21 protein-coding genes are annotated in these 24,776 nt (G+C 64.5%); 8 read left to right on the forward strand and 13 right to left on the reverse strand.

Features of this window, described 5'->3' with window-relative positions; all coding sequences use genetic code 11:
• The first annotated feature begins 53 nt into the window (after positions 1-53).
• Both WBR68_RS04350 and WBR68_RS04355 read left to right on the forward strand, forming a co-directional pair.
• On the forward strand, positions 54-1,064 hold the full coding sequence (locus tag WBR68_RS04350; protein WP_050446053.1) for an acyltransferase: 1,011 nt from the start codon (positions 54-56) through the stop codon (positions 1,062-1,064).
• Positions 1,065-1,358: 294 nt separating this feature from the next.
• Positions 1,359-2,504, forward strand: a complete 1,146-nt coding sequence (locus WBR68_RS04355; RefSeq protein ID WP_230693602.1) for an aromatic ring-hydroxylating oxygenase subunit alpha — start codon at positions 1,359-1,361, stop codon at positions 2,502-2,504.
• Between the two features lie 116 nt (positions 2,505-2,620).
• Here WBR68_RS04355 and WBR68_RS04360 read toward each other — a convergent pair whose 3' ends face one another.
• The 5 genes from WBR68_RS04360 to WBR68_RS04380 form a co-directional block, all read right to left on the reverse strand.
• Positions 2,621-3,751 carry a TIGR03364 family FAD-dependent oxidoreductase gene (locus WBR68_RS04360; RefSeq protein ID WP_127183838.1) on the reverse strand — a complete coding sequence of 377 codons (1,131 nt, stop codon included), beginning with the start codon at positions 3,749-3,751 and terminating at the stop codon, positions 2,621-2,623.
• A gap of 13 nt (positions 3,752-3,764) precedes the next feature.
• Positions 3,765-4,787 carry a putative 2-aminoethylphosphonate ABC transporter substrate-binding protein gene (locus tag WBR68_RS04365; RefSeq protein ID WP_050446057.1) on the reverse strand — a complete coding sequence of 341 codons (1,023 nt, stop codon included), beginning with the start codon at positions 4,785-4,787 and terminating at the stop codon, positions 3,765-3,767.
• A 140-nt stretch (positions 4,788-4,927) separates the two neighbouring features.
• Positions 4,928-5,758 (reverse strand): phosphonoacetaldehyde hydrolase, encoded by an 831-nt coding sequence (gene phnX / locus WBR68_RS04370; protein WP_127183837.1) that lies wholly within the window; start codon positions 5,756-5,758, stop codon positions 4,928-4,930.
• Between the two features lie 15 nt (positions 5,759-5,773).
• Positions 5,774-7,579, reverse strand: coding sequence for a putative 2-aminoethylphosphonate ABC transporter permease subunit (locus WBR68_RS04375; RefSeq protein WP_370641188.1), 1,806 nt, complete (start codon positions 7,577-7,579; stop codon positions 5,774-5,776).
• On the reverse strand, positions 7,557-8,630 hold the full coding sequence (locus tag WBR68_RS04380; RefSeq protein ID WP_230693603.1) for a putative 2-aminoethylphosphonate ABC transporter ATP-binding protein: 1,074 nt from the start codon (positions 8,628-8,630) through the stop codon (positions 7,557-7,559). Before WBR68_RS04380 ends, WBR68_RS04375 begins: the two co-directional genes overlap by 23 nt.
• 147 nt (positions 8,631-8,777) lie before the next feature.
• Between WBR68_RS04380 and WBR68_RS04385 the strand changes: the two genes are divergently transcribed.
• Positions 8,778-9,641: a LysR family transcriptional regulator gene (locus WBR68_RS04385; RefSeq protein ID WP_127186276.1), complete on the forward strand. Its 864-nt coding sequence runs from the start codon at positions 8,778-8,780 to the stop codon at positions 9,639-9,641.
• Between the two features lie 54 nt (positions 9,642-9,695).
• A complete protein-coding gene (locus tag WBR68_RS04390; RefSeq protein ID WP_050446061.1) occupies positions 9,696-10,265 on the forward strand; it encodes a phosphonate degradation HD-domain oxygenase in 570 nt (189 codons plus the stop codon).
• A gap of 77 nt (positions 10,266-10,342) precedes the next feature.
• On the opposite strand, the gene WBR68_RS04395 is transcribed toward WBR68_RS04390, so the two are convergent.
• Together WBR68_RS04395 and WBR68_RS04400 are read right to left on the reverse strand one after the other, a co-directional pair.
• The gene (locus WBR68_RS04395) at positions 10,343-11,209 is read right to left on the reverse strand and encodes a sulfurtransferase (protein ID WP_230693604.1); all 867 of its coding nucleotides are present in this window, start codon (positions 11,207-11,209) and stop codon (positions 10,343-10,345) included.
• Between the two features lie 31 nt (positions 11,210-11,240).
• A complete protein-coding gene (locus WBR68_RS04400) occupies positions 11,241-12,095 on the reverse strand; it encodes a DMT family transporter (protein ID WP_050446063.1) in 855 nt (284 codons plus the stop codon).
• A 153-nt stretch (positions 12,096-12,248) separates the two neighbouring features.
• Between WBR68_RS04400 and htpX the strand changes: the two genes are divergently transcribed.
• A complete protein-coding gene (gene htpX, locus WBR68_RS04405) occupies positions 12,249-13,130 on the forward strand; it encodes a protease HtpX (RefSeq protein ID WP_230693605.1) in 882 nt (293 codons plus the stop codon).
• A gap of 85 nt (positions 13,131-13,215) precedes the next feature.
• On the opposite strand, the gene WBR68_RS04410 is transcribed toward htpX, so the two are convergent.
• Entirely contained in the window at positions 13,216-14,607 is a 1,392-nt protein-coding gene (locus WBR68_RS04410) for an L-serine ammonia-lyase (protein WP_050446065.1), read from the reverse strand.
• A 175-nt stretch (positions 14,608-14,782) separates the two neighbouring features.
• Between WBR68_RS04410 and WBR68_RS04415 the strand changes: the two genes are divergently transcribed.
• The gene (locus WBR68_RS04415; RefSeq protein WP_050446066.1) at positions 14,783-16,444 is read left to right on the forward strand and encodes a Na/Pi cotransporter family protein; all 1,662 of its coding nucleotides are present in this window, start codon (positions 14,783-14,785) and stop codon (positions 16,442-16,444) included.
• A 74-nt stretch (positions 16,445-16,518) separates the two neighbouring features.
• Here WBR68_RS04415 and WBR68_RS04420 read toward each other — a convergent pair whose 3' ends face one another.
• From WBR68_RS04420 to polA, 3 genes are all read right to left on the reverse strand, one after another.
• Positions 16,519-17,307 carry a dienelactone hydrolase family protein gene (locus WBR68_RS04420; RefSeq protein WP_230693606.1) on the reverse strand — a complete coding sequence of 263 codons (789 nt, stop codon included), beginning with the start codon at positions 17,305-17,307 and terminating at the stop codon, positions 16,519-16,521.
• A gap of 73 nt (positions 17,308-17,380) precedes the next feature.
• The gene (locus tag WBR68_RS04425) at positions 17,381-18,220 is read right to left on the reverse strand and encodes a ZIP family metal transporter (RefSeq protein ID WP_100857142.1); all 840 of its coding nucleotides are present in this window, start codon (positions 18,218-18,220) and stop codon (positions 17,381-17,383) included.
• Positions 18,221-18,337: 117 nt separating this feature from the next.
• Positions 18,338-21,055 carry a DNA polymerase I gene (gene polA, locus WBR68_RS04430; RefSeq protein ID WP_127183831.1) on the reverse strand — a complete coding sequence of 906 codons (2,718 nt, stop codon included), beginning with the start codon at positions 21,053-21,055 and terminating at the stop codon, positions 18,338-18,340.
• Between polA and WBR68_RS04435 the strand changes: the two genes are divergently transcribed.
• On the forward strand, positions 21,054-21,734 hold the full coding sequence (locus WBR68_RS04435; RefSeq protein ID WP_446697884.1) for an LOG family protein: 681 nt from the start codon (positions 21,054-21,056) through the stop codon (positions 21,732-21,734). The two genes, polA and WBR68_RS04435, sit on opposite strands and share 2 nt — an antisense overlap.
• A 57-nt stretch (positions 21,735-21,791) precedes the next feature.
• On the opposite strand, the gene WBR68_RS04440 is transcribed toward WBR68_RS04435, so the two are convergent.
• Positions 21,792-23,213: a M20 family metallopeptidase gene (locus WBR68_RS04440; RefSeq protein ID WP_230693607.1), complete on the reverse strand. Its 1,422-nt coding sequence runs from the start codon at positions 23,211-23,213 to the stop codon at positions 21,792-21,794.
• A gap of 88 nt (positions 23,214-23,301) precedes the next feature.
• On the reverse strand, positions 23,302-24,168 hold the full coding sequence (locus WBR68_RS04445; protein WP_230693608.1) for a LysR family transcriptional regulator: 867 nt from the start codon (positions 24,166-24,168) through the stop codon (positions 23,302-23,304).
• A 108-nt stretch (positions 24,169-24,276) separates the two neighbouring features.
• Here WBR68_RS04445 and WBR68_RS04450 point away from each other — a divergent pair, with 108 nt between their 5' ends.
• Positions 24,277-24,675, forward strand: a complete 399-nt coding sequence (locus tag WBR68_RS04450) for a tautomerase family protein (RefSeq protein ID WP_127183828.1) — start codon at positions 24,277-24,279, stop codon at positions 24,673-24,675.
• Positions 24,676-24,776 lie beyond the last annotated feature (101 nt).

The raw sequence follows: 24,776 nt of genomic DNA on the forward strand, positions 1-24,776 counted from the left end.
CGTACCTGCTCGACTGCTAAGGTGAAAAGCAGCAAACACCCAGCGGGAGCCCGATGCCTTTGACCGAAGACCGTTATGCCCGCCTGGATGCCGCCCGCTGGTTGGCGGCCGTGGCCGTCGTCCTGTTGCACAGCGCGGCGTTGATCGTCAGTGACCCGGCTGCCTACGGCAAGGGCGCGTGGCTGGCCGCCAATCTTTACGACTCGGCGGCGCGGTGGTGCGTGCCCGTGTTCGTGATGGTCAGCGGCGCTCTGCTGCTGGACCCGAACAAGCCGCAGGATGCCCGCCAGTTCTACAGCCGGCGCATGGCACGTATTTGCGCGCCGCTATTGTTCTGGACGTTGTTCTACCTGGCCTGGCGCACCGGTCTGGACTGGTGGGACGACGGCCGTATCGATTTTTCGTTCTGGCCGCGCAAGGTGGCGCAAGGTGAACCGTATTACCACCTTTGGTACCTGTACATGATTGTGGGCCTGTACCTGTTCGCCCCGCTGGCCCGCATGCTGTATGCGCGCAGCACGCCGCGCGGACGCGCGCTGTGGGTGGTGGGCATTCTGGGCGTGGCGATCCTGGACGCGCTGTACCGGCGCGCGCTGGGCGCGCCGCACGGATTCTTCCTGACGTGGTTCCTGCCATATCTGGGCTACTTCGTGGCCGGCCGCTTGATTTTCGACGGCGACATGCGCGTTCCCCGGCCGGGTCTGGTGCTGCTGGCCAGCGTGGCCGCCACCGCCCTGGGCGTGAACCTGATGTCCGATGGCCATAAGCTGGACACGTACTTCTACGACTACTTCAGCCTGACCGTGCCGTTCATGTCACTGGCCGCGTTCCAGTGGATCGTGGACACGCCCCGGCTGCCGCGCCTGGCCGCCCTGGCGCCCCTGACCTTCGGCATCTACCTGATCCACCCCGTGTTCCTGGATGTGGCACGCCGGGCGGGCGCCATTTCGGGCAACCCGCGCGACGCCTGGACAGTGCCCTTGCTGACCCTTGCGGTCTTTGCCTTGTCGGCCGCCAGTTGCTGGCTGCTGAGGCGTCATCCCGCTACCCGCAAGCTCGTCTGAAAGACCTACGGCGAGAAGGGTTAATCGGACGTTGGCAGCAGGCTGGCAAGCCCCGTGAACACTGGACGAACCCTCGTCCATCTTCGCGGGCGTGAGGGAGGCCCTTGGGGTACAATTCACGGCTTATTTGATCGGCCAGACACCGATTTTTCTTCGCGCCAGCACGTATGTAGCCAAGCTCATCGTTGAGCTCCAAGCAGTTTTCAGAACAATTTCCTGAAAACGCTGGGCTTGAACAAAAACGCTAGGCAGAGCTCAAACCGTCCTGGCTTTTTTATCCGAGCGGAGGGAATCATGACCGACATCGGTCGGATGGCACATGTCGTGCCAGCTCGCACCCAGCTACCCGTCAGCGCTTACTTTGACGAAGCCCTCTTTGCCCGCGAGCAAGAACTCATTTTCAAGCAATCCTCGCAGTATGTCGGACACCAGAAATTAGTGCCCGAGATTGGGGATTGGCGGTCGTTGGTCCAAGAGAACGGAGGGCGCGTGCTGGTTCGTAACCAGCAAGGCGTTGAACTCATCTCAAATGTCTGCCGCCACCGTCAGGCATTGATGCTGGGCGGCGAAGCCGGCAATGTGGCCGGCAACTGCAATACGCAAGGCAATCTGAAGGCAACCGGCGGCAATATTGTCTGCCCGCTGCACCGTTGGACGTACAACAACCAGGGCGAGTTGTTGGGCGCGCCTCAGTTCGAGACCACACCCTGCATGAATTTGCAGAAGTTTCGCCTGCGCGATTGCCACGGCCTGCTGTTTGAAGGCCCGCGCGATCCGGCATCGGACATGGCCCCCTTGTTCTCGCGCCCCGAGTTCAACTTCGGCGACTACGTGCTCGACCACGTTGAAGTGCATCAGTGCAACTACAACTGGAAGACCTTCATCGAGGTCTACCTTGAGGACTACCACGTTGGGCCGTTCCACCCGGGCCTGGGCCGTTTCGTTACCTGCGACGACCTGACCTGGGAATTCAACGACTGGTACAGCCTGCAAAAAGTAGGCGTGCACAATGCGTTGGCCCAACCGGGTTCAGACGTGTACAAGCAATGGCACGACCGCCTGCTGTCGTTCCGCGAAGGCGATGCGCCCGATTTCGGCGCGGTCTGGGTCACGTATTTTCCGACCCACATGATCGAGCTCTACCCGCACGTGCTGGTGCTGTCCACGCTGTACCCGAAGAGCCCGCAAGAAACGATGAACGTCGTCGAGTTCTACTACCCCGAGGAAATCTCGGCGTTCGAACGCGAATTCGTCGAGGCCCAGCGTGCCGCCTACATGGAGACGGCCATCGAAGACGATGAGATCGCCGAACGCATGGACGCCGGCCGCAAAGCCCTGATGTTGCGCGGCGTGAATGAAGCCGGTCCTTATCAGTCGCCGATGGAAGACGGCATGCAGCACTTCCATGAATGGTATCGACGCATCATGCAAGACCTCTGAACCCGGGCTTGCATCCGTAAAGCAAAGGGCCTCGCGAATTTTTCGCGAGGCCCTTTTCATTGCACGCGGCAAATGCTTGCCGGTGCCGGTGCCGGTCGCCGGTCGCCCGTCGCCGGTCAATGTCCCATCACGCCCGCCACCGTGCGTTCACCGATCGCCAGCCCCACCGTCATGCCAACGCCGGAATGCATGACCGCCACCGTCGTGGCCGCGTCCACCGGCATCACCGAGAACGGCGCCGGGCCGTGTGCGCCGTACACGCCCTGCCAACGCTCCAGCACACGCAAGCGCGCGCCCAAGGCCTGCGACGCCAGGTCCAGCATGGCGTTGTCGACCGCCTCATCGTTGAACGGGAACGCATCCTGCCCGTAGTGATGCGAATCGCCGATGATCAGCTCGCCATTCGGCGTGGGGCTGATCAGCAGGTGGATACCGTTTTCAACCAGCATCGGCGTGCGTTCCTGGATCACCTGGCGCAGCGCTTGCGCCGTGGGCAGGTCCGAGAAGGCGCCGTAATGCACGCACGACAGGCCAGTCAGCACCGGGCGGTCCAAGGCGATGGCGTTGGTCTCGAACGCCGCGCGCAGCATCTGCAAACGCGAGACTTCCAGGTTCAGCGGCGCGAAGCGTTCAGGCAGCAGCGTCAGGTAATCATGCCCGGGGCACACGAAGACATGCTTGCCCTGGAAGTCGCCGGCCGTGGTGCCTACCAGGCCGTTTTCCACGGCGCGTGCCAGCGTGCCGGTAATGAAGGTCACGCCCAGCGACTCGGCCAGGTAGCGGGTCATGGCCGGCAAGGCCTCGCGCGAATAGATCTGCAGGTCGTCATGCCCCTGCAGCGCCAGACAGTGGTGCGCAAGCTGGCCGCCGTACAGGCCGGCCACCTCGCGCGCCGACAGCAGGTTGGCGCGATAGCCTTCCTGCGCCAGGCGCATGTCGGCGAATTCCTGCAGCACACTGGCCTCGTCGGCGTTGCGCGCCAGCACCAGCGCGCCGTTGGCCCGCACATGAAAGCCCGCCTTGGCGGCCAGCTCCAGCCACAGCTCGCGTGCCTGTTGCGCGTGCGACAGCATCATGCCGGGCGGCTGGCCCGTCACGATGACCTGGCCGAAGTTGCGGATGGTGGCGCCGTGCGCCTGGCGGCTGCGCTCAATGACCGCCACCGACAGGCCGCGCTTGGCAGCCGCCCAGGCGTGGGCGATGCCAAGCATGCCCGCGCCCACCACGATCACGTCGTAAGTTTTCATCGCGGGCAGCGCCTTACTTCTTCTTCGGCTCGGACTTGCCGTCGTAGCGGCGGGTCCACTCGGCGATGATGCGTTCGCGGTTCGTGGCGGCCCACACGAAGTCGTTCTTGATCATGCGCTTGGTCAGGTCGGCCGGCAGGTTCGGGTTGGCCGTGGCGATGGACGGAATCGCCAGCACCGCGAAGTTCGCCTTGTACAGCTCGTTGGCTTCGCGGCTGGCCGAGAAGTCGGCCAGCTTGCGGGCGGCTTCCAGGTTCTTCGTGCCCTTCATGATGGCGGTGGCTTCCACTTCCCAGCCCAGGCCTTCCGACGGGAATACGGCTTCGACCGGCGCGCCGTCGGCCTTCAGCTTGGCCGCGCGGTAGTCGAACGACACGCCGATCGGGAATTCCCCCGCGGCCGCCATGTTGCACGGCTTGGAGCCCGAGTGCGTGTACGAACCAATGTTCTTGTGCAGGGCGTCCATATAGGCCCAGCCCTTCTCTTCGCCAAAAATCTGCAGCCAGGCGCTGACGTCCAGAAAGCCCGTGCCCGAGGACGCCGGGTTCGGCATGACGATCTTGCCCGCGTAGACCGGCTTGGTCAGGTCTTGCCACGAGGTCGGCTTGGGCAGCTTTTGCTTTTCGGCTTCGATGGTGTTGAAGCAGACGGCGGCGGCATAGCCGTCCATGCCGACCCACGACGGCTCCGCCTTGGCGTCGCGCATGTTGGCGGCGATCTGGTCCAGGCCCTTCGGGGCGTAGGGTTGCAGCATGCCTTCCTTGTCCATCAGGCCCAGCGCCGTGCCGGCCAGGCCCCAGATCACGTCCGCCTTGGGGTTGCTTTTTTCGGCCAGCAGCTTGGCGGCGATGATGCCCGTGGAATCGCGGACCCATTGAATCTTGATGTCGGGATTGGCCTTTTCGAACGCGGCTTGGTAGACCTTGATCTGGTCGGCTTCGAGCGCGGTGTAGACCGTCAACGTGGTCTCGGCGGAGGCGGCGCCCATTACACCCGTCAGGGCGGCGGCCAGGGCAAGCAGCTTGTAGCGATTCATGAGTAACTCCGTGTATTGGCGGAAAAAAAGGGTGAAGGTCGCCGCCACGGTCGGACATTGCCGACCGCGGTCGCGGTAAAACGAAAAGTGGAACTACGTCCGGCTACGCCGGGCGGATGGCCAGGGCAGAGGGTTTGCGCTCAGGGTCGATCGCCTCGCGCCAGTCGGGCTTCGATATCGGTGATCACGGCGGGCAGGTCGGCCACCGTGTCGATCAGGTAATGGGGGTGCGCGGACGACAGCTCAGCGCGAGCCTCAACCCGGGCGCGCTCGCGGTCGTTCTCATCCAGGCTCAGGTATTCATCCAAGGTAAGGCCGGCGGCATTGCCGGACAGCAGGAGCCCCACCGTCCACATGCCGGCGCGGCGCCCTTCCTCGATACCAGGGGCGGTGTCGTCAACCTTGATGCAGCCGGCCACGTCCGACAGCCCCAGCTCGACCACGTTTTTCAAGGCCATCGCAGGCGCCGGGCGCGCGCGCGGCACATCGTCGCTGGCCACGATGCAGTCCGGCTCCAGGCCCTCGGAGGCGGCCCGTTCAACCACGCGGCGCATGACGCTGCCGGGGTAGCCCGAGCACGAGCCGATCTTCAAGCCGCGTTGGCGCAGGGCGCGCAGCAATTCCGCCGCGCCCGGAATGGCCGCTGAATACTGCGCCACCTTTTCCAGTTGCATCGGCAGGAAGCGATCGTAGATGGCGGTCACGTCGTCATCGGAAGGCAGGCGGCCGAACTGGGCCTGGTACTGGCTGGCGATGGCGGGCTGGTCGCACAGGGCGCGGATATGGTCCCACTTGCCCATGCCCATGGGGCCGCGGGCTTCCTTCAGCGACACCTCCATGCCGAACTGCGAGAAGGCGTCCACAAACACCTTGGTGGGCGCAAACGAACCGAAATCGACCAGCGTGCCGGCCCAGTCAAAGATGACGGCTTCCAGTTGGACGGGCAAGGTTGAAACAGTCATGAGGGTCATCCTAGAAATAAGCGTTCAAAGGGCCACGGGCCGGCGCCATGCCTGGCTGCGCGCGACCAGCGCGCGGCTTGCCAGATGCAGCAACAGGGCCGCCGTGGCGGAACTGGCCATGATCACCGTGCACATGGCGGCGGCCGGGCCGATGAAGCCGGCGTCGTCCATGTTGAGCACGGCGACGGCGGCCAGCACCGTGGACGGGCTGTACAGGAACACCACGGCCGACACGGTCGTCATGGCGGAAACAAACAGGTAGCGGGCAACGTCCAGCGCGGCGGGCAGGCACATGGGCAGCGTGACCCGCAGGAACGTCGTCATGCGCGGCACCTTCAACGACGCGGACGCGGCTTCGAACTCGGGATCCAGGGCGTTCAACGCGGTGGCCGCCGTCAGATGCGCGCTGGTGTAGAAGTGGACCACCGTGCACAAGACCAGCAGCGGCATCGTGCCGTACAGCAGGTTCAGCGGGTTCATCAGGCTGTTGAAGAAGAAGATGTAGCCCAACCCCAGCACCAGGCCCGGCACGGCCATCGGCATCAAGGCCAGCATGCTAACCGTGGCGCGCAGGCCGCGCGCCACCGAGCCGCGCGCCGGCACTTTTTCCATCATCCAGGCACCCACAAACACCACGGCCGTGCCGATCAAGGCGGTCCAAAGCGCCAGTTGCAGGCTGTTGCGCCAGGCCAGCCAGCCGCCCCCGTCCATGTTGTCGAAGTCATAGGAACGCAGCGACATCGACAGGTTGTACGGCCACATCTTCACGAACGAGGCCCAGACGGCCACGCCGATGATCAGCAGCAGGAAGGCGGCCAGCACGCCGGTCAGCAGCAGGAACGCGGCATCGCGGCGTCGGTTGGCGCCTGCTGCGTAGGGCTGGGCGCGCCCGCTCATCTGCGCGCCTTGACGGGCACGCAGGCGACGGTCCAGCACAAAGGTCAGCAAGGCGGGCAGCAAGAGCAAAATGCCGATGGCCGCGCCCTTGGGAAAGTTCTGCTGTCCGACGACGGCCTTGTAGGCTTCCATGGCCAGCACGTTGTAGTCGCCGCCCACCACTTTGGGAACGCCGAAATCGGTAACGGTCAGCGTGAACACCACGCAGCAGGCCGAGAACACGGCATAGCGTGTGCCGGGCAAGGTCACGGTCAGGAAGGTGCGCCACGGGCCCGCGCCCATGGCCCGCGCCGCGTCGTACAGCCGGCCGTCGGCCAGCGTCAGACCGGTCAGCAGAATCATCAGCGCATGCGGAAACGTGTAGAAGGCCTCGCCCACCACAATGCCCCAGAAGCCGTAGATGGTGGCGCCGCCTGTCAGGCCCTTGAGCAGGCCCTGATTGCCCAGCAGATAGATCAGCGCAATGCCGGGCAACAGCGAGGGCGCCAGCAAGGGCAGCAAGGCGATGGTGCGCAGCAGGCCCTTGCCCGGCAAGCGCGTGCGGGTCAGGCCGTAGGCGAAACCATAGGCGCACGGCACCACCAGCAGCATCGTCACCACGCCCACGGTCAGGCTGCGCCCGACCATGGCAAGAAAGCCATCCGCGCCGATGATGCCGGACACCACCGACAGGCCGGCCCAGGCGCCTTCGCTGTCGGTCACGGACTTGGCCAGGATGGCCAGTAGCGGCAGCGCCAGGAACAGCACCAGAAACAACACCAGCGCACCCTGCCCCGCCGTCAGGCCCAGCGAGCCTATCCAGGCGGGCATGGGACGGCGGCCCAAAGCGGGCACGGCCGGCGCGGAGGCCGAAGCGGCGGAGGGGGTAGGGGTCAGTTCGGCCACGGAAGGCGATCCGGTCACGGTGGAATCAAGCGTAGGCGCGAATCGCATGGCGCGGCAGCTCCACCCAGCAACGGCTGGCGGCGTGAGGGCCCAACAGGGCGTCTCCGATTTCAGGGGACACGATGGAATGCACGGTGGAGCCGGGCACGCCTTCCAGGCGCAAGGCCAGGCGATAGCCCCGGCCCAGGAATACGCCGTCCAGCACATCGGCCAGCATCGAGTTGGGTTCTTCCGAGCGCGCCATGCTGACGCGCACCGCTTCCGGGCGCACGAACAACTTGCCGGACTTGCCGTCCAGCGCCTCGTCCACGGCCAGTTCCTGGCGGCCGACGCGGGCGCGATGGGTATCAATGCGTTCGAACGGCAGCCAGTTCGCCTCGCCCACGAAATCCGCGATAAAGGCCGATGCCGGCTGGCGGTAGAGTTCACGCGGCGTTCCGAATTGTTCAATGACGCCACCGTTCATGACCGCAATGCGGTCGGCCATCACCATGGCCTCTTCCTGGTCATGCGTCACCATCAGCGTCGTGATCGACAAACGCTTTTGCAGCGCGCGCAATTCAATCCGCAGGTGCTCGCGCACCCGGGCATCCAGCGCCGACATGGGTTCGTCCAGCAATAACAGGGACGGCGACGGCGCCAACGCGCGTGCCAAAGCCACGCGCTGCTGCTGGCCGCCGGAGATCTGTCCGGGGTATTTGTCCGCCGCGCCCGCCAGGCCCACCAGGCTCAGCATTTCCTCGACGCGATTGGCGACGTGGTTGCGGTGGGCGCGCTTGCCGCTCAAACCATAGGCTACGTTCTGGGCCACGGTCAGGTTGGGAAACAGCGCGTAGGACTGAAACAGGATGCCGTAGTCGCGTTCTTGCGGTTCGGCGTGGGAAATATCGCGGCCCGACAACACGATTGCACCGCTGTCCTGGCGTTCCAGGCCGGCGATGGCGCGTAGCAGCGTGGTCTTGCCGCAGCCGGAAGGGCCCAGCAGGCACACCAGTTCTCCGGCGCGGATATCCAGCGAGACGTCGGCCAGCGCGGTGTGGCTGCCAAAACGCTTGACCAGATTTCTAACTGTGAGGAAGGCGCGATCGGGTTGGGGCATGCTGCCTCCGGACTGGGAACGAAGCCAGTATGGAAGGCGCGTATTGAGCGTTTATGACACTTCGCGCAAATGCAGTAATAAAAACATCAAATTATTTTGGTGTACTGGCGGTCTTGCGCATTGCGTCCCTTTCCCGCCCGCCTCATCGTGCTTGTCGCCGAACTCAAATCCTTCTACGCCGTGGCCCGCTGCGGCACCGTCACCAAGGCCGCCGCCCAACTGGGTGTCAGCCAACCGACCGTGACGGGGCAGTTGCGTCAGCTGGAATCGCGCTATGGCATTGAACTGTTCCACCGGCAGGGCCGCGGCATGCGGCTGTCGGACGCGGGGCAAAGCCTGATGCCCATGGTGGAAAAGCTGGTGCAACAGGAAACCGAGATCGATTTCCGCCTGCGCGACGCCAGCGACCTGCGCGAAGGCAATCTGCGCATTGGCGCCACCGGCCCCTTCTACATCATGGATACGGTGCGCCGCTACAACCAGCGCTACCCGGGGATCGACCTGGCGGTCACCATCGGGAATTCGCAGTCGATGCTGCAAGCGCTGCACGACTACCGCATCGAGATTGCCACGTCTTCCTTTCTGATGGATGACAAACACCTGTACCGCAGGATGATCGCGGCTGATCCGATCCGCGTGGTCACCCATCGGGACCATCCGCTGGCGCGGCGCGGGCAGGTTCGGCTGGCCGATCTGGCCGAGCACGCCCTGCTGCTGCGCGAACCCGGCTCCATGACGCGCCAGTTGACCGAGGACGCGCTGGCGGCAGCCGGCGTCAGCGTGCGCCGCACGCTGGAGATCGGCAGCCGGGAATCCATCCGGCAAGCCATTCTGTGCGGTTTGGGGATCAGCCTGATCCCCTCGCGTGAAATCCCGTCCCACCCCGATCTGGCGGCCCTGGACATCCAGGGCGCCGAGATCGTGATGCACGAATACCTGTACTGCCTGCGCGAGCGCCAACCGGTGCAGTTGATCGCGCGCTTTCTGGAGATGGCGCCGGCAGCCGGCTGACCGTTACGGCTCACTGCCCGCCCCCTCCCCCTTGCGGCCACTCAGGAGACAACCATGGCCTTGACCTTGCAAGACATCGAACAGATTTTCCTGGAACGTGGACACCGTTCCTACCATGGCGAGTCCGTCAGCCATTTGCGGCATGCGCTGCAAACGGCATCGCTGGCGGAACGCCATGGCGCCAACGCTTCGCTGATTACCGCCTGCCTGCTGCATGACCTGGGCCACCTGATCGCCGACCGCCCCGGCACCCCCACCCTGCGCGGCGTCGACGACAAGCACCAGTATTTCGTGCTGCCGTTTCTGCGCGGGCTGTTCAGCTCGGCCGTGCTGGATCCGATCCGCCTGCATGTGGAGGCCAAGCGCTACCTTTGCTATGTCGAGCCGCAATACGAAGCGTCACTGTCGGAGGATTCCAAGCGCAGCCTGGCGCTGCAAGGGGGCAGCTTCGATGCGGGCCAGGCGGTGGATTTCGCCAGCATGCCGGGCGCGCCCGATGCGATCCGCCTGCGCCGCTGGGACGATATGGCCAAGGTTCCGGGGCTGGCAACGCCCCCGTTGGACCACTTTCTTGAAATCGCGGAAAGCGTGTCCGGGCGGATCAAGCTGGCGGCGATCTGGTAGCGCGGGCAACCTGGCACGGCACGGTCAAGACGAAAAAAAGCCAGGGTGCAAGCCCTGGCTTTGTGGCGCCGCGCGCCTCAGGCGCCCTTGGCCACCGGGCGCGACGGGTCGCTACACCACTCGCTCCACGAGCCGGGGTACAGCCGCGAACCCGACAGGCCGGCGATTTCCATGGCCAGCAGATTGTGGCAGGCGGTAATGCCCGAGCCGCATTGGTGCACGATGGCGCCAGGGTCGCGGCCGCCAAGCAGGCCAGCGAATTCCGCGCGCAGTTGCTCGGCGGACTTGAAGCTACCGTCGGCTTGCAGGTTTTCGCCGTTGGGCCGGTTGAGCGCGCCGGGAATGTGGCCGGCCACCGGATCCATGGGTTCGACTTCGCCGCGATAGCGGTTGGCGGCGCGCGCGTCAATCACGGTAAAGGCGGGCCGGTCGATATTGTCCAGCACGGCCTGCGCGTCAACCGAAGCGACCAGCGGCGCGCCGGGCTCAACGGGCTGGCCGGCACGCACGGCCGGGGCGGCATCGGTTGTGGTCGGCAGCCCGGCCGCCACCCAGGCCTGCCAGCCGCCGTCCAGCACCACCACGCGCGCGTGGCCCAGCCAGCGCAGCATCCACCACAGGTGCGCCGCGTACATGCCGCCGCTGGCGTCATAAGCCACCACCAGCGTTTGCGGCGTCACGCCATGGGCGGCCATCAGCGCGCCAAGCTCCGCGCGCGTGGGTAGCGGATGACGACCATTCTTGCCGGTGCTCGGCGCGGCCAGCTCGGTTTCGTGGTCCAGGTAACGCGCGCCGGGGATGTGGCCGGCATCGTATGCCTGGCGGCCCGCCGCGTGGTTGGTCAGGTCGTGACGCACGTCGAAGACGCGGATGTCGGAAGCGCCAGGCCCTGAGGCGTCAAGCCGGCCCGCCAGATCGGCGGCGGAAATCAGTGTCATCGTCATTCGGTGTGCTCCTGTCTAGCGGGTTTGCCCGTCAGGCCGGCTTGGGATCGCGCATGGTGCGCCATACCGACAACAGGCCCGCGGAAATGATCAAGCCCATGCCGGCCCAGGCCAGACCATCCAGGTGGTCGCCCCAAAAGCCCATGCCCAGCAAGGCCGCGAAAATAATGGTGCTGTATTGCAGCGCCGCCGTCAGCAGCGCCGAGCCCACGCCAAAGGCCCGCGTCATGGCAAGCTGGCCGAACATGCCCGCTACGCCCACGCCCACCAGCGACGCATAGCCCTGCCAGTCCGCCACGCCCCAACCTTCGAACCACAGCCCGACGACGCTGGACACGCAGACCGCCACGGAAAAGAACAGCACGGTGCGCCATTCGGGTTCGCCGATCCGACCCAGTTGGCGAATCTGCATCATGGCGACCGCCGACATGGCGCCCGCCCCCATCCCCATCAGCGCCGCCAGCCATTGGTCGTCGGTGATGCTCGGCCGCAACACGGCGATCACACCCAGGAAACCCAAGGCCACGGCAATGATGCGGACGGGGTCGCGCTGCGCACCGCCCCAGCCCAACATCCAACAGGCAATGAACAGCGGTGCGGTGTAGTTCAGGCTGGTCGCGGTGGCCAGCGGCAGGTGCGAGATGGCGAAGAACCCCAGCCACATCGACGTCACGCCGGACAAGTTGCGCCACAAGTGCAGCTTCCAACTGGTCGGAACGATGGATTGGCGGCCGGCGCGCGCCCACAGCAGCAAGAGAAGAACGGAAGGCAGCCCACGAAAAAGCACGATCTGCGGCAACGAGGCGCCGTGTTCGGTGCCGAACTTCACGAACGACCCCATGATGGCGAACATGGCGGACGCCAACAACATCCAGAGAGCCTGCATTGGGGTTCTGCGCTAAGGGAAAAGTGGGGGGAACTAGGGGAAAGCGATACTATACTCTTCGCCATCGGGAGCGGTGCCGGCGAGTCGGGGAACTGGCGGGCCGCCGTCATGTCGAACCCGGGGATTTCCCGCTCGCAGAGGAACACAAAAAACATGAAACGCATTGTCTTGTTCGTCGTCACCAACCTGGCCGTCATGCTCGTGCTGTCGGCCACGCTGCGCATCCTGGGCGTAGACCGCTACATCACGGCCAACGGCCTGAACCTGAACGCGCTGCTGATCTTCTCGGTGGTGGTGGGTTTCACAGGCGCGATCATCTCGCTCCTGATCAGCAAGCCGATGGCTAAGTGGAGCACCGGCGCTCAAGTGCTGGACCCGAATGCGCCGCGCAGCCAGCGCGAAGCCTGGCTGCTCGACACCGTGCACCAACTGGCCGACCGCGCCGGCATCGGCCGCCCGGAAGTCGCCATCTACGAAGGCGCGCCCAATGCGTTCGCCACCGGCGCGTTCAAGAACGACTCGCTGGTCGCCGTGTCGACCGGCCTGCTGGAAAGCATGAGCGAAGAGGAAGTGGCTGCCGTGCTGGCGCACGAAGTGGCCCACATCGCCAACGGCGACATGGTCACGCTGACCTTGATCCAGGGCGTGGTGAACACGTTCGTCGTGTTCCTGGCCCGCGTGGTCGGCTACTTCATCGACCGCGTGGTGTTCAAGAATGAACGCGGCATCGGCCCGGGCTACTACATCACCGTGCTGGTCTGTGAAATCATCTTCGGCGTGCTGGCCTCGATCATCGTGGCCTGGTTCTCTCGCCAACGCGAATACCGCGCCGACGCCGGTTCGGCCCAGTTGATGGGCGCGCGCGAACCGATGATCCGCGCGCTGGCCCGCCTGGGCGGCCTGGAGCCGGGCGATCTGCCCAAGTCCTTTGAAGCCTCGGGCATCACCGGCCGTGGCGGCCTGGCGGCCATGTTCGCCTCGCACCCGCCGATTCCGTCGCGCATCGCCGCGTTGCAGAACGCCCGCGTGGTCTGACACCACCCGGTTGGCAGGCAGAAAAAAGTCCCTCAGCCGAGGGACTTTTCTTTTGCAGGTTCCGCAGGGAGCATCCCCCCTGCCATCAGCACTCGACGATGTTCACCGCTAGGCCGCCGCGCGCGGTTTCCTTGTACTTCGTCTTCATGTCGGCCCCGGTTTCGCGCATGGTCTTGATGACCGAATCCAGCGACACATAGTGCTGACCGTCGCCACGCAGCGCCATCCGGGCCGCGTTCACGGCTTTGATGGACGCCATGGCGTTGCGCTCGATACAGGGGATTTGCACCAGCCCGCCCACGGGGTCGCAGGTCAGGCCCAGGTTGTGTTCCATGCCGATTTCGGCGGCGTTCTCAACTTGCTCGACCGAGCCGCCCAGCGCCGCGGCCAAACCGCCAGCGGCCATCGAACAGGCCACGCCCACTTCGCCCTGACAGCCCACTTCGGCGCCCGACAGCGACGCGTTGTACTTGTACAGCAAGCCTATCGCCGCGGCGGTCAGCAGGAATTCCCGCACGCCGTCGTGGTTGGCGCCGGGAACGAAGCGGTCGTAATAGTGCAGCACCGCGGGAATGATGCCCGCCGCGCCGTTGGTGGGCGCCGTGACGACCCGGCCACCGGCGGCGTTCTCTTCGTTGACCGCCATGGCGTAAAGGTTGACCCAGTCCATGACCGACAGCGGATCCGACAGGGTGCGCTCGGCGCGCTGGGTCAGGTTGCGATAAAGCTCGGGCGCCCGGCGGCGTACCCGCAACGGGCCGGGCAGTTCGCCGTCGGCTTCGGGGTAGTTGATGCCGCAACCGCGGGCCACGCAGTCCTGCATCACTTGCCAGATACGGTCCAGCCCGCTGTGCGTGTCCGATGCCTCGCGCCAGGTGAGCTCGTTCTGCATCATCAACTGCGCCACCGTCAGACCGTTCTCGCGGCACATGGTCAGCAGTTCGCGGCCCGAGCGAAACGGATAGGGCAGTTGGTTGTGGGCGGCGATCACCTGGCTGTTGGAAGCCCCCGCCGTCACCACGAAACCGCCCCCGACCGACAGGTAGCGCGATTCACGCAACGACTCGCCGTTAGCGTCGATCGCGTGGAATTTCATGCCGTTGGGGTGCTCGGCCATGGCTTCGCGCCGATAGAACACCATGTGTTCCTTTTCGACGAAAGCCACGGGGTAGCGGCCCAGCAGCGGCAGTTGGCGGCTGGCGCGCACCGACGCGATCATGCCTTCAATGGCGGCCGGGTCTACCGTGTCGGGGGCTTCGCCCATCAACCCCAGCAGCACGCCCTTGTCGGTGCCGTGCCCCTTGCCCGTGGCGCCCAGCGAACCGTAGAGTTCGGCGCGCACATGCGCAACCCGGGGAATCAGGCCGTCGCGTTCCAGGCCCTGCGCGAACAGCAAGGCGGCCCGCATCGGCCCCACCGTATGGGAACTAGACGGGCCTATGCCAATCTTGAACAGATCAAATACGGAAACGGCCACGCCACACACTCCAATACATCAACGAATAGTCAGGCAATGATACGCGCTGGCAACACCGCGCGCAGGAAACCTGGCCAGCGTATGCTGTATCGCTGCCGCGGGTTTCGCCACCCCGGCAAGCATGCGATCATTACAAAATTATTACTTGTCATAAAAAGAACGGGAACACCCCTGGATGTCTGGTCTTATCACCCTGCTTGACTTCGCCGGCTACGTCGCCCTGCTCCTGTGGGGCGTGCACATGGTCCAAACCGGTGTCCAGCGTGCCTTCGGCGCGGCTCTGGGTGCGGCGCTGGGCCGAGCCCTGGGCACACGCTTGCGCGCTTTCGCGGCAGGCCTGGGCATTACTGCCGCCTTGCAAAGCAGCACGGCCACGGGCCTGATGATCACCGGTTTCGCCGCGGGCGGCGTGGTCGGCCTGGTGCCGGCCTTGGCCGCGATGCTGGGCGCCAACGTTGGCACCACGCTGATCGTGCAACTGCTGTCGTTCGACCTGACCTCGCTTGCCCCCATTCTTATTCTTGCCGGCGTCTGGCTGTTCCGCCGCTATCCGCCTGGACGCACCCGCGACCTGGGCCGGGTATTCATCGGCCTGGGGCTGTTGTTGCTATCCCTGCATCAGTTGGTCGAGCTTTTTCAGCCCTTCCAGACCGCCCCGATGCTGGGCATGATTCTGGACGCGCTGGCCACCCAGCCGGTGGCCGCCGTGCTGCTGTCGGCCGCCTTCACCTGGGCCGCGCACTCCAGCGTGGCGGTGGTGGTGCTGGTAATGTCCCTGGCAAGCCATCACATGGTGGCGCCCCACGTGGCCTTTGCGCTGGTGCTGGGTGCCAACCTGGGCACCGCCATCAACCCGATGATCGAAGGCGTGACCGGCGACGATCCCGCCGCCCGCCGCCTGCCCTTGGGCAACCTGCTGACTCGGGTGCTGGGCGTGCTGGCCGGGCTGATGCTGCTGCCGGTGCTGCAACCGCTGATGAGCGACATGGCAAGCGACCCGGCACGCGCCGTCGCCAATTTCCACACGCTGTTCAACGCGGTCATCGCCCTTCTGTTCCTGCCGTTGCTGACGCCTTACGCGGCGCTCTTGACCCGTTGGTTGCCCAAACGGGCCGATCCCAACGACCCGTCTCGCCCGCAGTACCTGGATGAATGGGCGCATGACGTGCCGGCGGTGGCGCTGGGCAACGCGGCGCGCGAAGCCCTGCGCATGGCAGACATGCTGCAAACCTTGCTGCTGTACGCCCGCGCCGGCTTCAAGCGCGACAACCGTCACCGCATGGTGCAGGCGCGTCAGTTGGACGCCGCGCTGGACAAGCTGGAAAACGCCATCACCACCTACCTGGCCACGCTGGACCAGGAAAACATGACGCGCGACGATGTCCAGCGCATGGATGACATTCTGGCCTTTGCCAGCAACATCGGCCATGCCGGCGACATCGCCCACCACGGGCTGTTGAGCCATGTGGCCAAGCTGCGCAAGCAAGGTTGGGTGTTTTCCCCCGAGCAGCGGGCCAGCCTGGACGAGACGCTAGGCCAATTGATTGCCAACCAGCGTCAGGCCGCCGCGCTCTTCGTCAACGATGACCTGCGCCAGGCGCGCGCCCTGGCCGGTGAAAAGGCGCGCTTTCGCACGATCGAGATACAAGCGGCCGACACTCATTTACAGAAGATCAAGTCGGGCGAGGTCGATGCCGCCGAGGTCGGCGCGCTGTATCTGGATATTCTGCGCGACATGAAGGGTATCAACTCGCACCTGGTGGGTGCGGCCGCGTACCCGCTTCTGGCCCGCCATGGGGAGTTGTTGCCCAGCCGCCTGAGAGAAGCGGGCAACTAAGCGGGAAACTAAGCAGGAAACAAAGCTGGAAACAAAGCGGGGTACAAAGCCCCCGCCAAACGGCGCCTATCGGTTTACAGGTAGCGCTGGAACCACGCCAGCATGCGAGTCCAGCCATCCTTGGCCGCCTCGGGCTTGTAGTTGGCGCGGTAGTCCGCCAGGAAGGCATGGTCGGCGTCCGGGTACACCACGAACTCCGATTGCTTGGCGGCTTCATTGCCGGCCGCCAGCTTCGTCTTCATGGTCTCGATGTCGGCCAGCGGAATGCTGGCGTCCAGGGCGCCGTACAGGCCCAGCACCGGCGCGTGCAGGTCATTGACCACGTCGAAAGCCACCCGCTTGATCAGCGGACCATGGCCCACGCTGAGCTTGCCGTACCAGGCCACGGCCGCCTTGACGTCGGGGTTGTGCGCGGCGTACATCCAGGTCAGGCGGCCGCCCCAGCAAAAGCCGGTGATGGCCACGCGCTTGGCGTCGCCACCGTTGTCCGCGGCCCAGGCCACGCTGGCGTCCAGGTCAGCAAACACCTGCTCGTCGGGCACCTTGCTGACGATGTCGGCAATGAGCTTGGGAATATCGGTGTAGGTAGAGGCGTCGCCCTGACGTTCGTACAGATTGGCGGCAACCGCCAGATAACCGGCCTTGGCGATGCGGCGGCAAAGATCCTTGATGTGCTCGTGTACGCCAAAAATCTCTTGCACCACCAGCACGACAGGCAGGTCGCGGCGGCCTTCCGGCGCGGCGTAATACGCGGCAATGGAACCATCAGCCACGGGCAGCTTGAAATCCCCGTGGACCAGGCCTTCCGTGTCAGTGTGTATGACGGTGGGGGCGACGTTGCCGGCGGCAGCGGAAAAACTCATGGCGGACTCCTGTGTATGGGTTGGACATCAAGGTGTCCCGTCCGCGCGCGCCCTGATGGTGGTCGGGCTATGCCTAGTGCGAGTGGCCGTGCTCGGCATGAGGCGCGCCGTGGCCGGCGTCGGCCCCGTGCTCGTGCCCATGGTGCATCACGGTTGTCACGCTGTAGATCAGCGCCACGCCCACACCCACCAGCAATAATTGCGGGACGGCATCCGAAAGGGACACCCGTTCATGCATCTGCGGCATCAGGTCAGCCACCGAGATATACAGGAAGCTGCTGGCGGCAACCACCAAGACATACGGCACCCAGTCCTGCGCCTGCTGCAGCACAAAGTACCCTATTATGCCGCCCACGGCTGAACACAAGCTGGTGAACAGGATCAGGGAAAAGGCACGGCGTCGGGCCAGCCCGGCGTTCAGCAGCACGACGAAATCGCTCAGCTTGTGCGGCACTTCATGCACGATGATCGACGCCGCGGTCAGTACGCCCAACAGCGGGTCGGTCAGGAAAGCCGCCGCCACCAGGATGCCGTCGCACAGGTTGTGCAAGGAACTTCCGATCAGGATCAGCACGCCCCCGCGCCCGGCTTCGTGGTGATCGTGGCCTTTGTGATGGTGGTGCCCGTCGCCCTCGTGGTGATGGCTATGGCGCAACAGCGCAATCTTTTCCAGCACGAAAAAACCGATCAGCGAGGCCAGCATCAAGCCGAATAGCGTGTGCGCATCGGCCACGCCCCCTTCGAAAGCCTCGGGCAACAAATGCAGCAGCGCCACCGACAGCAGCACGCCCACCGACAGGCTGACCATGTGGTGCAGGTACTGGGCGAAAACCTTGTAGGCCAGCCAACTGGCGACAAGGACGGCGATCAGCCCGCCGGTAACGGTGGCAAGAAGTACCCAGAGCAGCAACATGTGGGGGGACGCAATAGAGGCGGGGAGGAAGCGCAACATTATATTGTTGCAATCCTGAAATCGGAAATGGGCCGTCCTAAGACGGCCCACCGGGTTCGCGGGGACAGAACAGCAGGCTTAGTGCGCCTGCTCCCAGTTTTTGCCCATGCCCACTTCAGCCACGAGCGGCACGCGCAGCTCGGCCACCGAACACATCAGGCGCGGCAAGGCTTCCTTGACCACCTCGATCTCGGCGTCCGGCGCTTCCAGCACCAGCTCATCGTGTACCTGCATGATCATGCGGGTCTGCAGCTTTTCCGCTTCCAGCCAGTCCTGCACGGCCACCATGGCCAGCTTGATCAGGTCGGCCGCAGTGCCCTGCATGGGCGCATTGATGGCCGCGCGTTCCGCGCCCTGCCGACGCGGACCGGAAGCCCCACGGATTTCCGGCAATTGCAGGCGTCGACCGAACACGGTTTCAACGTAACCTTGCTCGCGCGCGACGCGGCGCGTGTTTTCCATGTACATCGCCACGCCGGGATAGCGCGCGAAATAGCGGTCGATGTAGGCCTGCGCCGCATCGCGCGTGATGCCCAGGTTGGACGCCAGGCCGAACACCCCCATGCCGTAGATCAGACCAAAGTTGATGGCCTTGGCCGCACGGCGCTGGTCGGTCGACACATCCGGCAGCGCCACGCCGAACACCTCGGCAGCGGTCGCGCGGTGGATGTCCTCGCCGGCGGCAAACGCGCGTTGCAAGTTGGCGTCGTCCGACACGTGCGCCATGATGCGCAGTTCAATCTGCGAATAGTCGGCCGACAGCAGCATGCCCTGTTCCGCGATGAACGCCTCGCGCACACGGCGGCCTGCTTCGGTGCGCACGGGAATGTTCTGCAGGTTGGGATCCGACGACGCCAGCCGGCCGGTAATCACCGCCGCCTGCGAGTAGCGCGTGTGGACGCGGCCCGTGGTGGGGTTGATCATGCGCGGCAGCTTGTCCGTGTAGGTGGACTTCAGCTTGGACAGCCCCCGGTATTCCAGCAGCACCTGCGGCAGCGGATAGTCCAGCGCCAGCTTGGTCAGCACGTCTTCGTCGGTGGACGGCGCGCCGCTGGCGGTCTTGCGCACCACCGGCAACTGCATGCGATCAAACAGGATTTCACCCAACTGCTTGGGTGAATTCAGGTTGAAGGGCTGCCCGGCCAATTCATAGGCCTTTTGCTCCAGCCGCAGCATTTCCTGGCCCAGCTTGTGGCTTTGGCGGCCAAGTTCGTCGGCATCCACCTTCACACCATTGCGTTCGATGGTGGTCAGCACCGCCGACACCTTGATTTCCAATTGATAGATGCGGTCAAGCCCTTCGTCGGCCGCCACCATCGGGCGCAGCACGCGATGCAATTGCAAGGTGAAGTCGGCGTCTTCGGCGGCGTAATGCCCCGCCTTGTCCACCGCCACCTCGTCAAAACCGATCTGCTTGGCGCCCTTGCCGCACAGGTCCTCGTACGACACGCCGCTGCGGCCCAGGTAGCGCTGGGCCAGGTCGTTAAGCCCCACGCCACGATGCGATTCCAGCACATAGGCCTCAAGCATCGTGTCGTCGGTAATGCCCGCAAGCTTGATGCCTTCGTTGGCGAACACATGTGCGTCGTACTTGGCGTGATGCAGCAACTTGGCGCGCGAGGCGTCTTCCAGCCACGGCTTCAAGCGCGCCAGCACCTCGGCCTTGGGCAACTGCGTTGCGCCGTCCGGCCCCCGGTGCGCCACCGGGATGTAGCAGGCCACACCCGGCTCGACCGCCAGCGACAGCCCAACCAGCCGGGCCTGCATCTGGTCCAGCGAGGTGGTTTCGGTGTCCAGCGCCACCAGGGGCGCCGCCTGCAGCTTTTCGAACCAGGCGTCGAATTCGGCCCAGTCGGCAATGATGCGGTAATCCAGTTCGGCGGGCGCCTGGGGCACCTCCGCCGCGATGCGGGCGTCACCCGTGGGCACGCGCTCGGCGTCGCCCGTCAGGTCGCGCAGCCAGGTGCGGAAACCGTAGCGTTCATACAGTTCGGTCAGCGTGGCAATGTCGCGTTCGCGCGGTGTCAGGTCGCTGACGTTTTCTACGTGGCCGCTCAGGTCGCAATCGTATTTCACCGTCAGCAATTGGCGCGTCAGCGGGAAATTGGGAATGGCTTCGCGCAAGTTGTTGCCGGCCACGCCCTTGATGCCGTCCGCCCCTTCGACGAGCTTGTCGATGGACCCGAATTCCGTCAGCCATTTGACTGCTGTCTTGGGGCCGACCTTGGTCACGCCGGGGACGTTGTCCACGGTATCGCCCACCAGCATCAGGTAGTCCACGATGCGGTCGGGCGGCACGCCGAATTTGTTGACCACGCCCGGCTCGTCCAGCACTTCGCCCGTCATGGTGTTGACCAGCGTGACGTGGCTGTTGACCAGTTGCGCCAAGTCCTTGTCGCCGGTGGACACGATGGTGTGTACATCGTGTTCGGCGGCGTGCTTGGCCAGGGTGCCGATCACGTCATCCGCTTCCACGCCCTCAATGGCCAGCACCGGCCAACCCAAGGCGCGCACGGCACGGTGGATGGGTTCGATCTGCGCCGCCAGGTCTTCGGGCATGGGCGGACGGTGCGACTTGTACTCGGGATACAGGTCGTCGCGGAAGGTCTTGCCGCGGGCATCGAAAATACATGCGGCATACTCTGCCTTATGATCAGATACCAGCTTGCGCAGCATATTGACCACGCCGTACAGCGCCCCCGTGGGTTCGCCTTGCGCATTGCGCAAATCGGGCATAGCGTGGAAAGCGCGGTACAAGTAGCTTGAACCGTCGACCAGTAATAAGGTTTTTTTCATGGTTAAAAAGGCAGATATGGAAACACCCGCCGGCAAACAGATTCCGCTGATTATGTCAGAGATACGGACGGCGGCAGACGAGCTCGCGCACATCGGGCCCGCAGTCAGCGTCTTCGGCAGTGCACGAGTCAGCCGTAATTCCCCCCATTATGAAACCACCGTCGCCATCTCGGCCGCCCTGGCCAGCGCCGGTTTTGCGGTCATCGCGGGCGGTGGCCCCGGCATCATGGAGGCCGCCAACAAAGGGGCCTTCGAGGCTGGCGGCACCAGCATCGGGCTGAACATCAGCCTGCCGCACGAGGCCCACAACAACGAATACCAAACCATCAGCCTGTCGTTCGAGTATTTTTTCTCGCGCAAGGCCACGTTCTTCATGCACAGCTTCGCCTACGTGGCGATGCCGGGCGGCTTTGGCACCCTGGACGAGCTCTTCGAAGCGTTGACGCTCATCCAGACGGGCAAAGTGCCGCCGGCGCCCATCGTGCTGGTGGGTAGCGAATACTGGTCAGGGCTGGTCGACTGGCTGGGCGATCAGGTGCTGGGCAACGGCATGATCGGCGCGCACGACCTGGACCTTTTCATCATCGAGGACGACCCCGTCAAAGTGGTGCGCCGCGTCGTGGAATTCCATGACAAGGTCACTTCCGAAGCGCAATACGCGCCGTCCCTGCCGGCTTGAACGTGGCGGCGGTCCTCTGCTGAGGACCGCCGTGCTGCTTCTGGCCCGCCTTGCCGCCTAGCGCTTGAACGACGGCACCACCTCGTCCGGAATGGGGCACACATAGGGCTGCCCACGCCGCGCGTCCAGCAGTTCCTGCTTGGCGCGCGCCAGGGCTTCCGGCTTTACCAGCAGATCAGCCGCCGTCGCCGCAATGATCTTGGCGGCGTGCACCATTCCCTTGTGCGCCATCGACATCTTGCCCTGCGCCACCATCTGCCAGGAATGGAACGGCGTGCCATAGGCGTAGCAGGCGCCCCAGCATTGCGCCGTGGGCGTCACCCAACTGACATCGCCCACGTCCGTCGAGCCATAAGTGATCTCGGTCTTGGCCGGGTCAAACGGCGCCACGCCCGCGAACAATGGCGTGGGATTGCGCAGTACCGCGCCCAGGTTCTTGCCAGCGTTATCGATGTCGTCTTCCGTGATGGAATCCCACATCCGGCGCGCCGCCTGTTCTTCGCCCGCCGTGTAGGCCGGGCCTTGCAGCGCCTGCATATTGGCGTACATGATCTCGTTCAGCACACGGTTCGGCATGTAGTTCGAGCACGCCTTGTCGAACACGATGTCCAGCTCACAGCCAGTCATCAGCGCCGCGCCGCGTGCCACGTTCTTGACCCGTTCATAGAGTTCGGCCGCCTGTGAATTGATGGGCGCGCGCACCAGGTACAGCACCTCGGCGCGGGCCTGCACCACGTTGGGCGAAATGCCGCCGCTATTGGTCACGGCGTAATGCACGCGTGCGTCCGGCACCATGTGCTCGCGCAAGTAGTTCACGCCCACGTTCATCAGCTCCACGGCGTCCAGGGCGCTGCGGCCCAGATGCGGGGAATTCGCGGCATGCGCCGCGATGCCGCGAAAGCGGAAGTAGGCCTGAATGTTCGCCAGCGTGGACTGATGGAAGATGCCTGTGTGCGAAGCCGGATGCCAGGTCAAGGCAGCATCAAGCTCATCGAAAAGGCCCTCGCGCGCCATGAAGGTCTTGCCCGACCCGCCCTCTTCCGCCGGACAGCCGTAGAAACGGATGGTGCCCGGCAACTGGTTGGCTTCCAGGAATTCCTTCACCGCCACGGCGGCAAAGTGCGCTGCCGTGCCCAGCAGGTGGTGGCCGCAACCGTGGCCATTGCCATTGGGCGTTTCAGGCGATGGCTGGCACGCAAAGGCGCCACTTTCCTGGCTTAAGCCGGACAGCGCGTCATACTCGCCCAGGATGCCGATGACGGGTCCGCCGTGGCCGGCTTCGGCCACGAATGCCGTGGGAATGCCGGCCGCGTCGCGGGTAATGCGAAAGCCGGCTTCTTCCAGCATCGCAATGTGCAATTCGGCCGACTTGTGTTCGTCGTAGCGTAGTTCGGCCAAGCTCCAGATGCGGTCGCTCAGTTCCGCATAACGCCCGCTGCGCGCGTCGATGAACGGCGCAAGTTTGTCGATGGCACCCATGATGTCTCCTCTGCTGGTTTCGGCAGTGTCGATCATTTTTCGGTCCGAGGCGAGCCTATTGAAGCTCCGCTGGCCGCACCAGATTCGATCAGCCCAGGGCCTTGACGATGGCCTCTCGCGCCAATCCGATGAACTCGCTTTCCCCGGTGCGTGCGGGCAGCAGGCGAAATTCCACCGAGGGCAACGCGGGCAATCCAGGTGCATGCAAACGCGCGATCCCTGGCGCCAAGGCGGATTCATTCAGGCAGGCCACGCCCAGCCCGGCCGACACCGCCAACTGCAATCCCGCCACCCCAGACGCCACGTGCGCCACCGTATAAGGCACGGCACGCCGCGCAAGCTGCCGTTCCACATACTGGCGCAATGCGCAGGTCTCCGGCAGCACCAGCAATGGCAAGGGAGCGTCGTCCGACGGCGCGCCTGCGCCCTCGGCCGCCATCCACAGCAGCGGCTCGCGGCGCAACAGCGCACCCTGCGCACGCGCCCGGGGCGCACCGCGCTCCTGGATCGACATCGATATGCCCACGTCGATCTCACCGCGCTCGTAAGCAGCCTCAATGGCGCCGCTTTTCATGATCGTCACATGCAGCCGCACCTGCGGGTACTGCTCGTTCAATCGCCGCAGCATGCGCGCCACGTCGCCGGGCCGAAAGTAATCCGTAATGAAAAATCGCAGTTCGCCGCGCAGCGCCACGCCACGCAGATCGCGATAGGCCTCGTCGCTCAAGGCCAGGATGGCGCGCGCGTGTTGCAGCAGGCGTTCGCCCGCGGGCGTGGCCGTCACCCCGGTTTTACCGCGCACCAGCAGGGCCTGGCCGGCGCGCTCTTCCAGTTTGCGCATCTGTTCGCTGACCGACGATTGCGACAGGAACACCTTGGGCGCCGCCGCAGTCAGGCTGCCCGCGTCCAGCACGGCGACCAAAGTGCGCAACTGGTCCAGATCAAATCCCGACATTGCCCTATCCAACGGATTTATCGATGGGTGAAATCGTAATTTCCCGCTTTTCCGATGTAAATCAGGTTTCTACACTGGTCTTGTACCCCTCACAAACCGGAGCCTGTCATGCCCCATATCGTCGTACATCTTTCTGGCCAATCCGATCCCGCCATCAATCGCCGCGTCGTCGACGCCGTGGCTGGGCTGACGCAGTCCGTGCTGGGCAAGAAGCTGCCAGTCATTGCGATTACCTTGCAGCACATCCCCCACGATCTGTGGTTTATCGGCGGCACGCCGCTCTCGGAGCAAGGCAAGAACGCCTTTCACCTGGACATCAGCGTCACGGACGAAACCAATACCAAGGCCGAGAAGGCGCGTTTCATCAAAGAGATCTATGCGGCGTTCCAGAGCATTCTGGGCGAACTGCACGAATGCTCTTACGTGCATGTGATCGACGCGCGCGCGGCCGCGTATGGGTATGGCGGCGCTACCCAGGAATACCGGCATCAGCAAAGCGGACTATAAGAAAGGCGCGCTATATGACTGCCCGCGCAGCATAAAAAAAACCGCGCACCCGAAGGTGCGCGGCTTGTCTTGCGCGAAGGCCACAGCGGCTGTGGCCTTCG

Source organism: Achromobacter sp. JD-1, assembly GCF_038594925.1.
GTDB lineage: Bacteria > Pseudomonadota > Gammaproteobacteria > Burkholderiales > Burkholderiaceae_B > Achromobacter > Achromobacter spanius_C.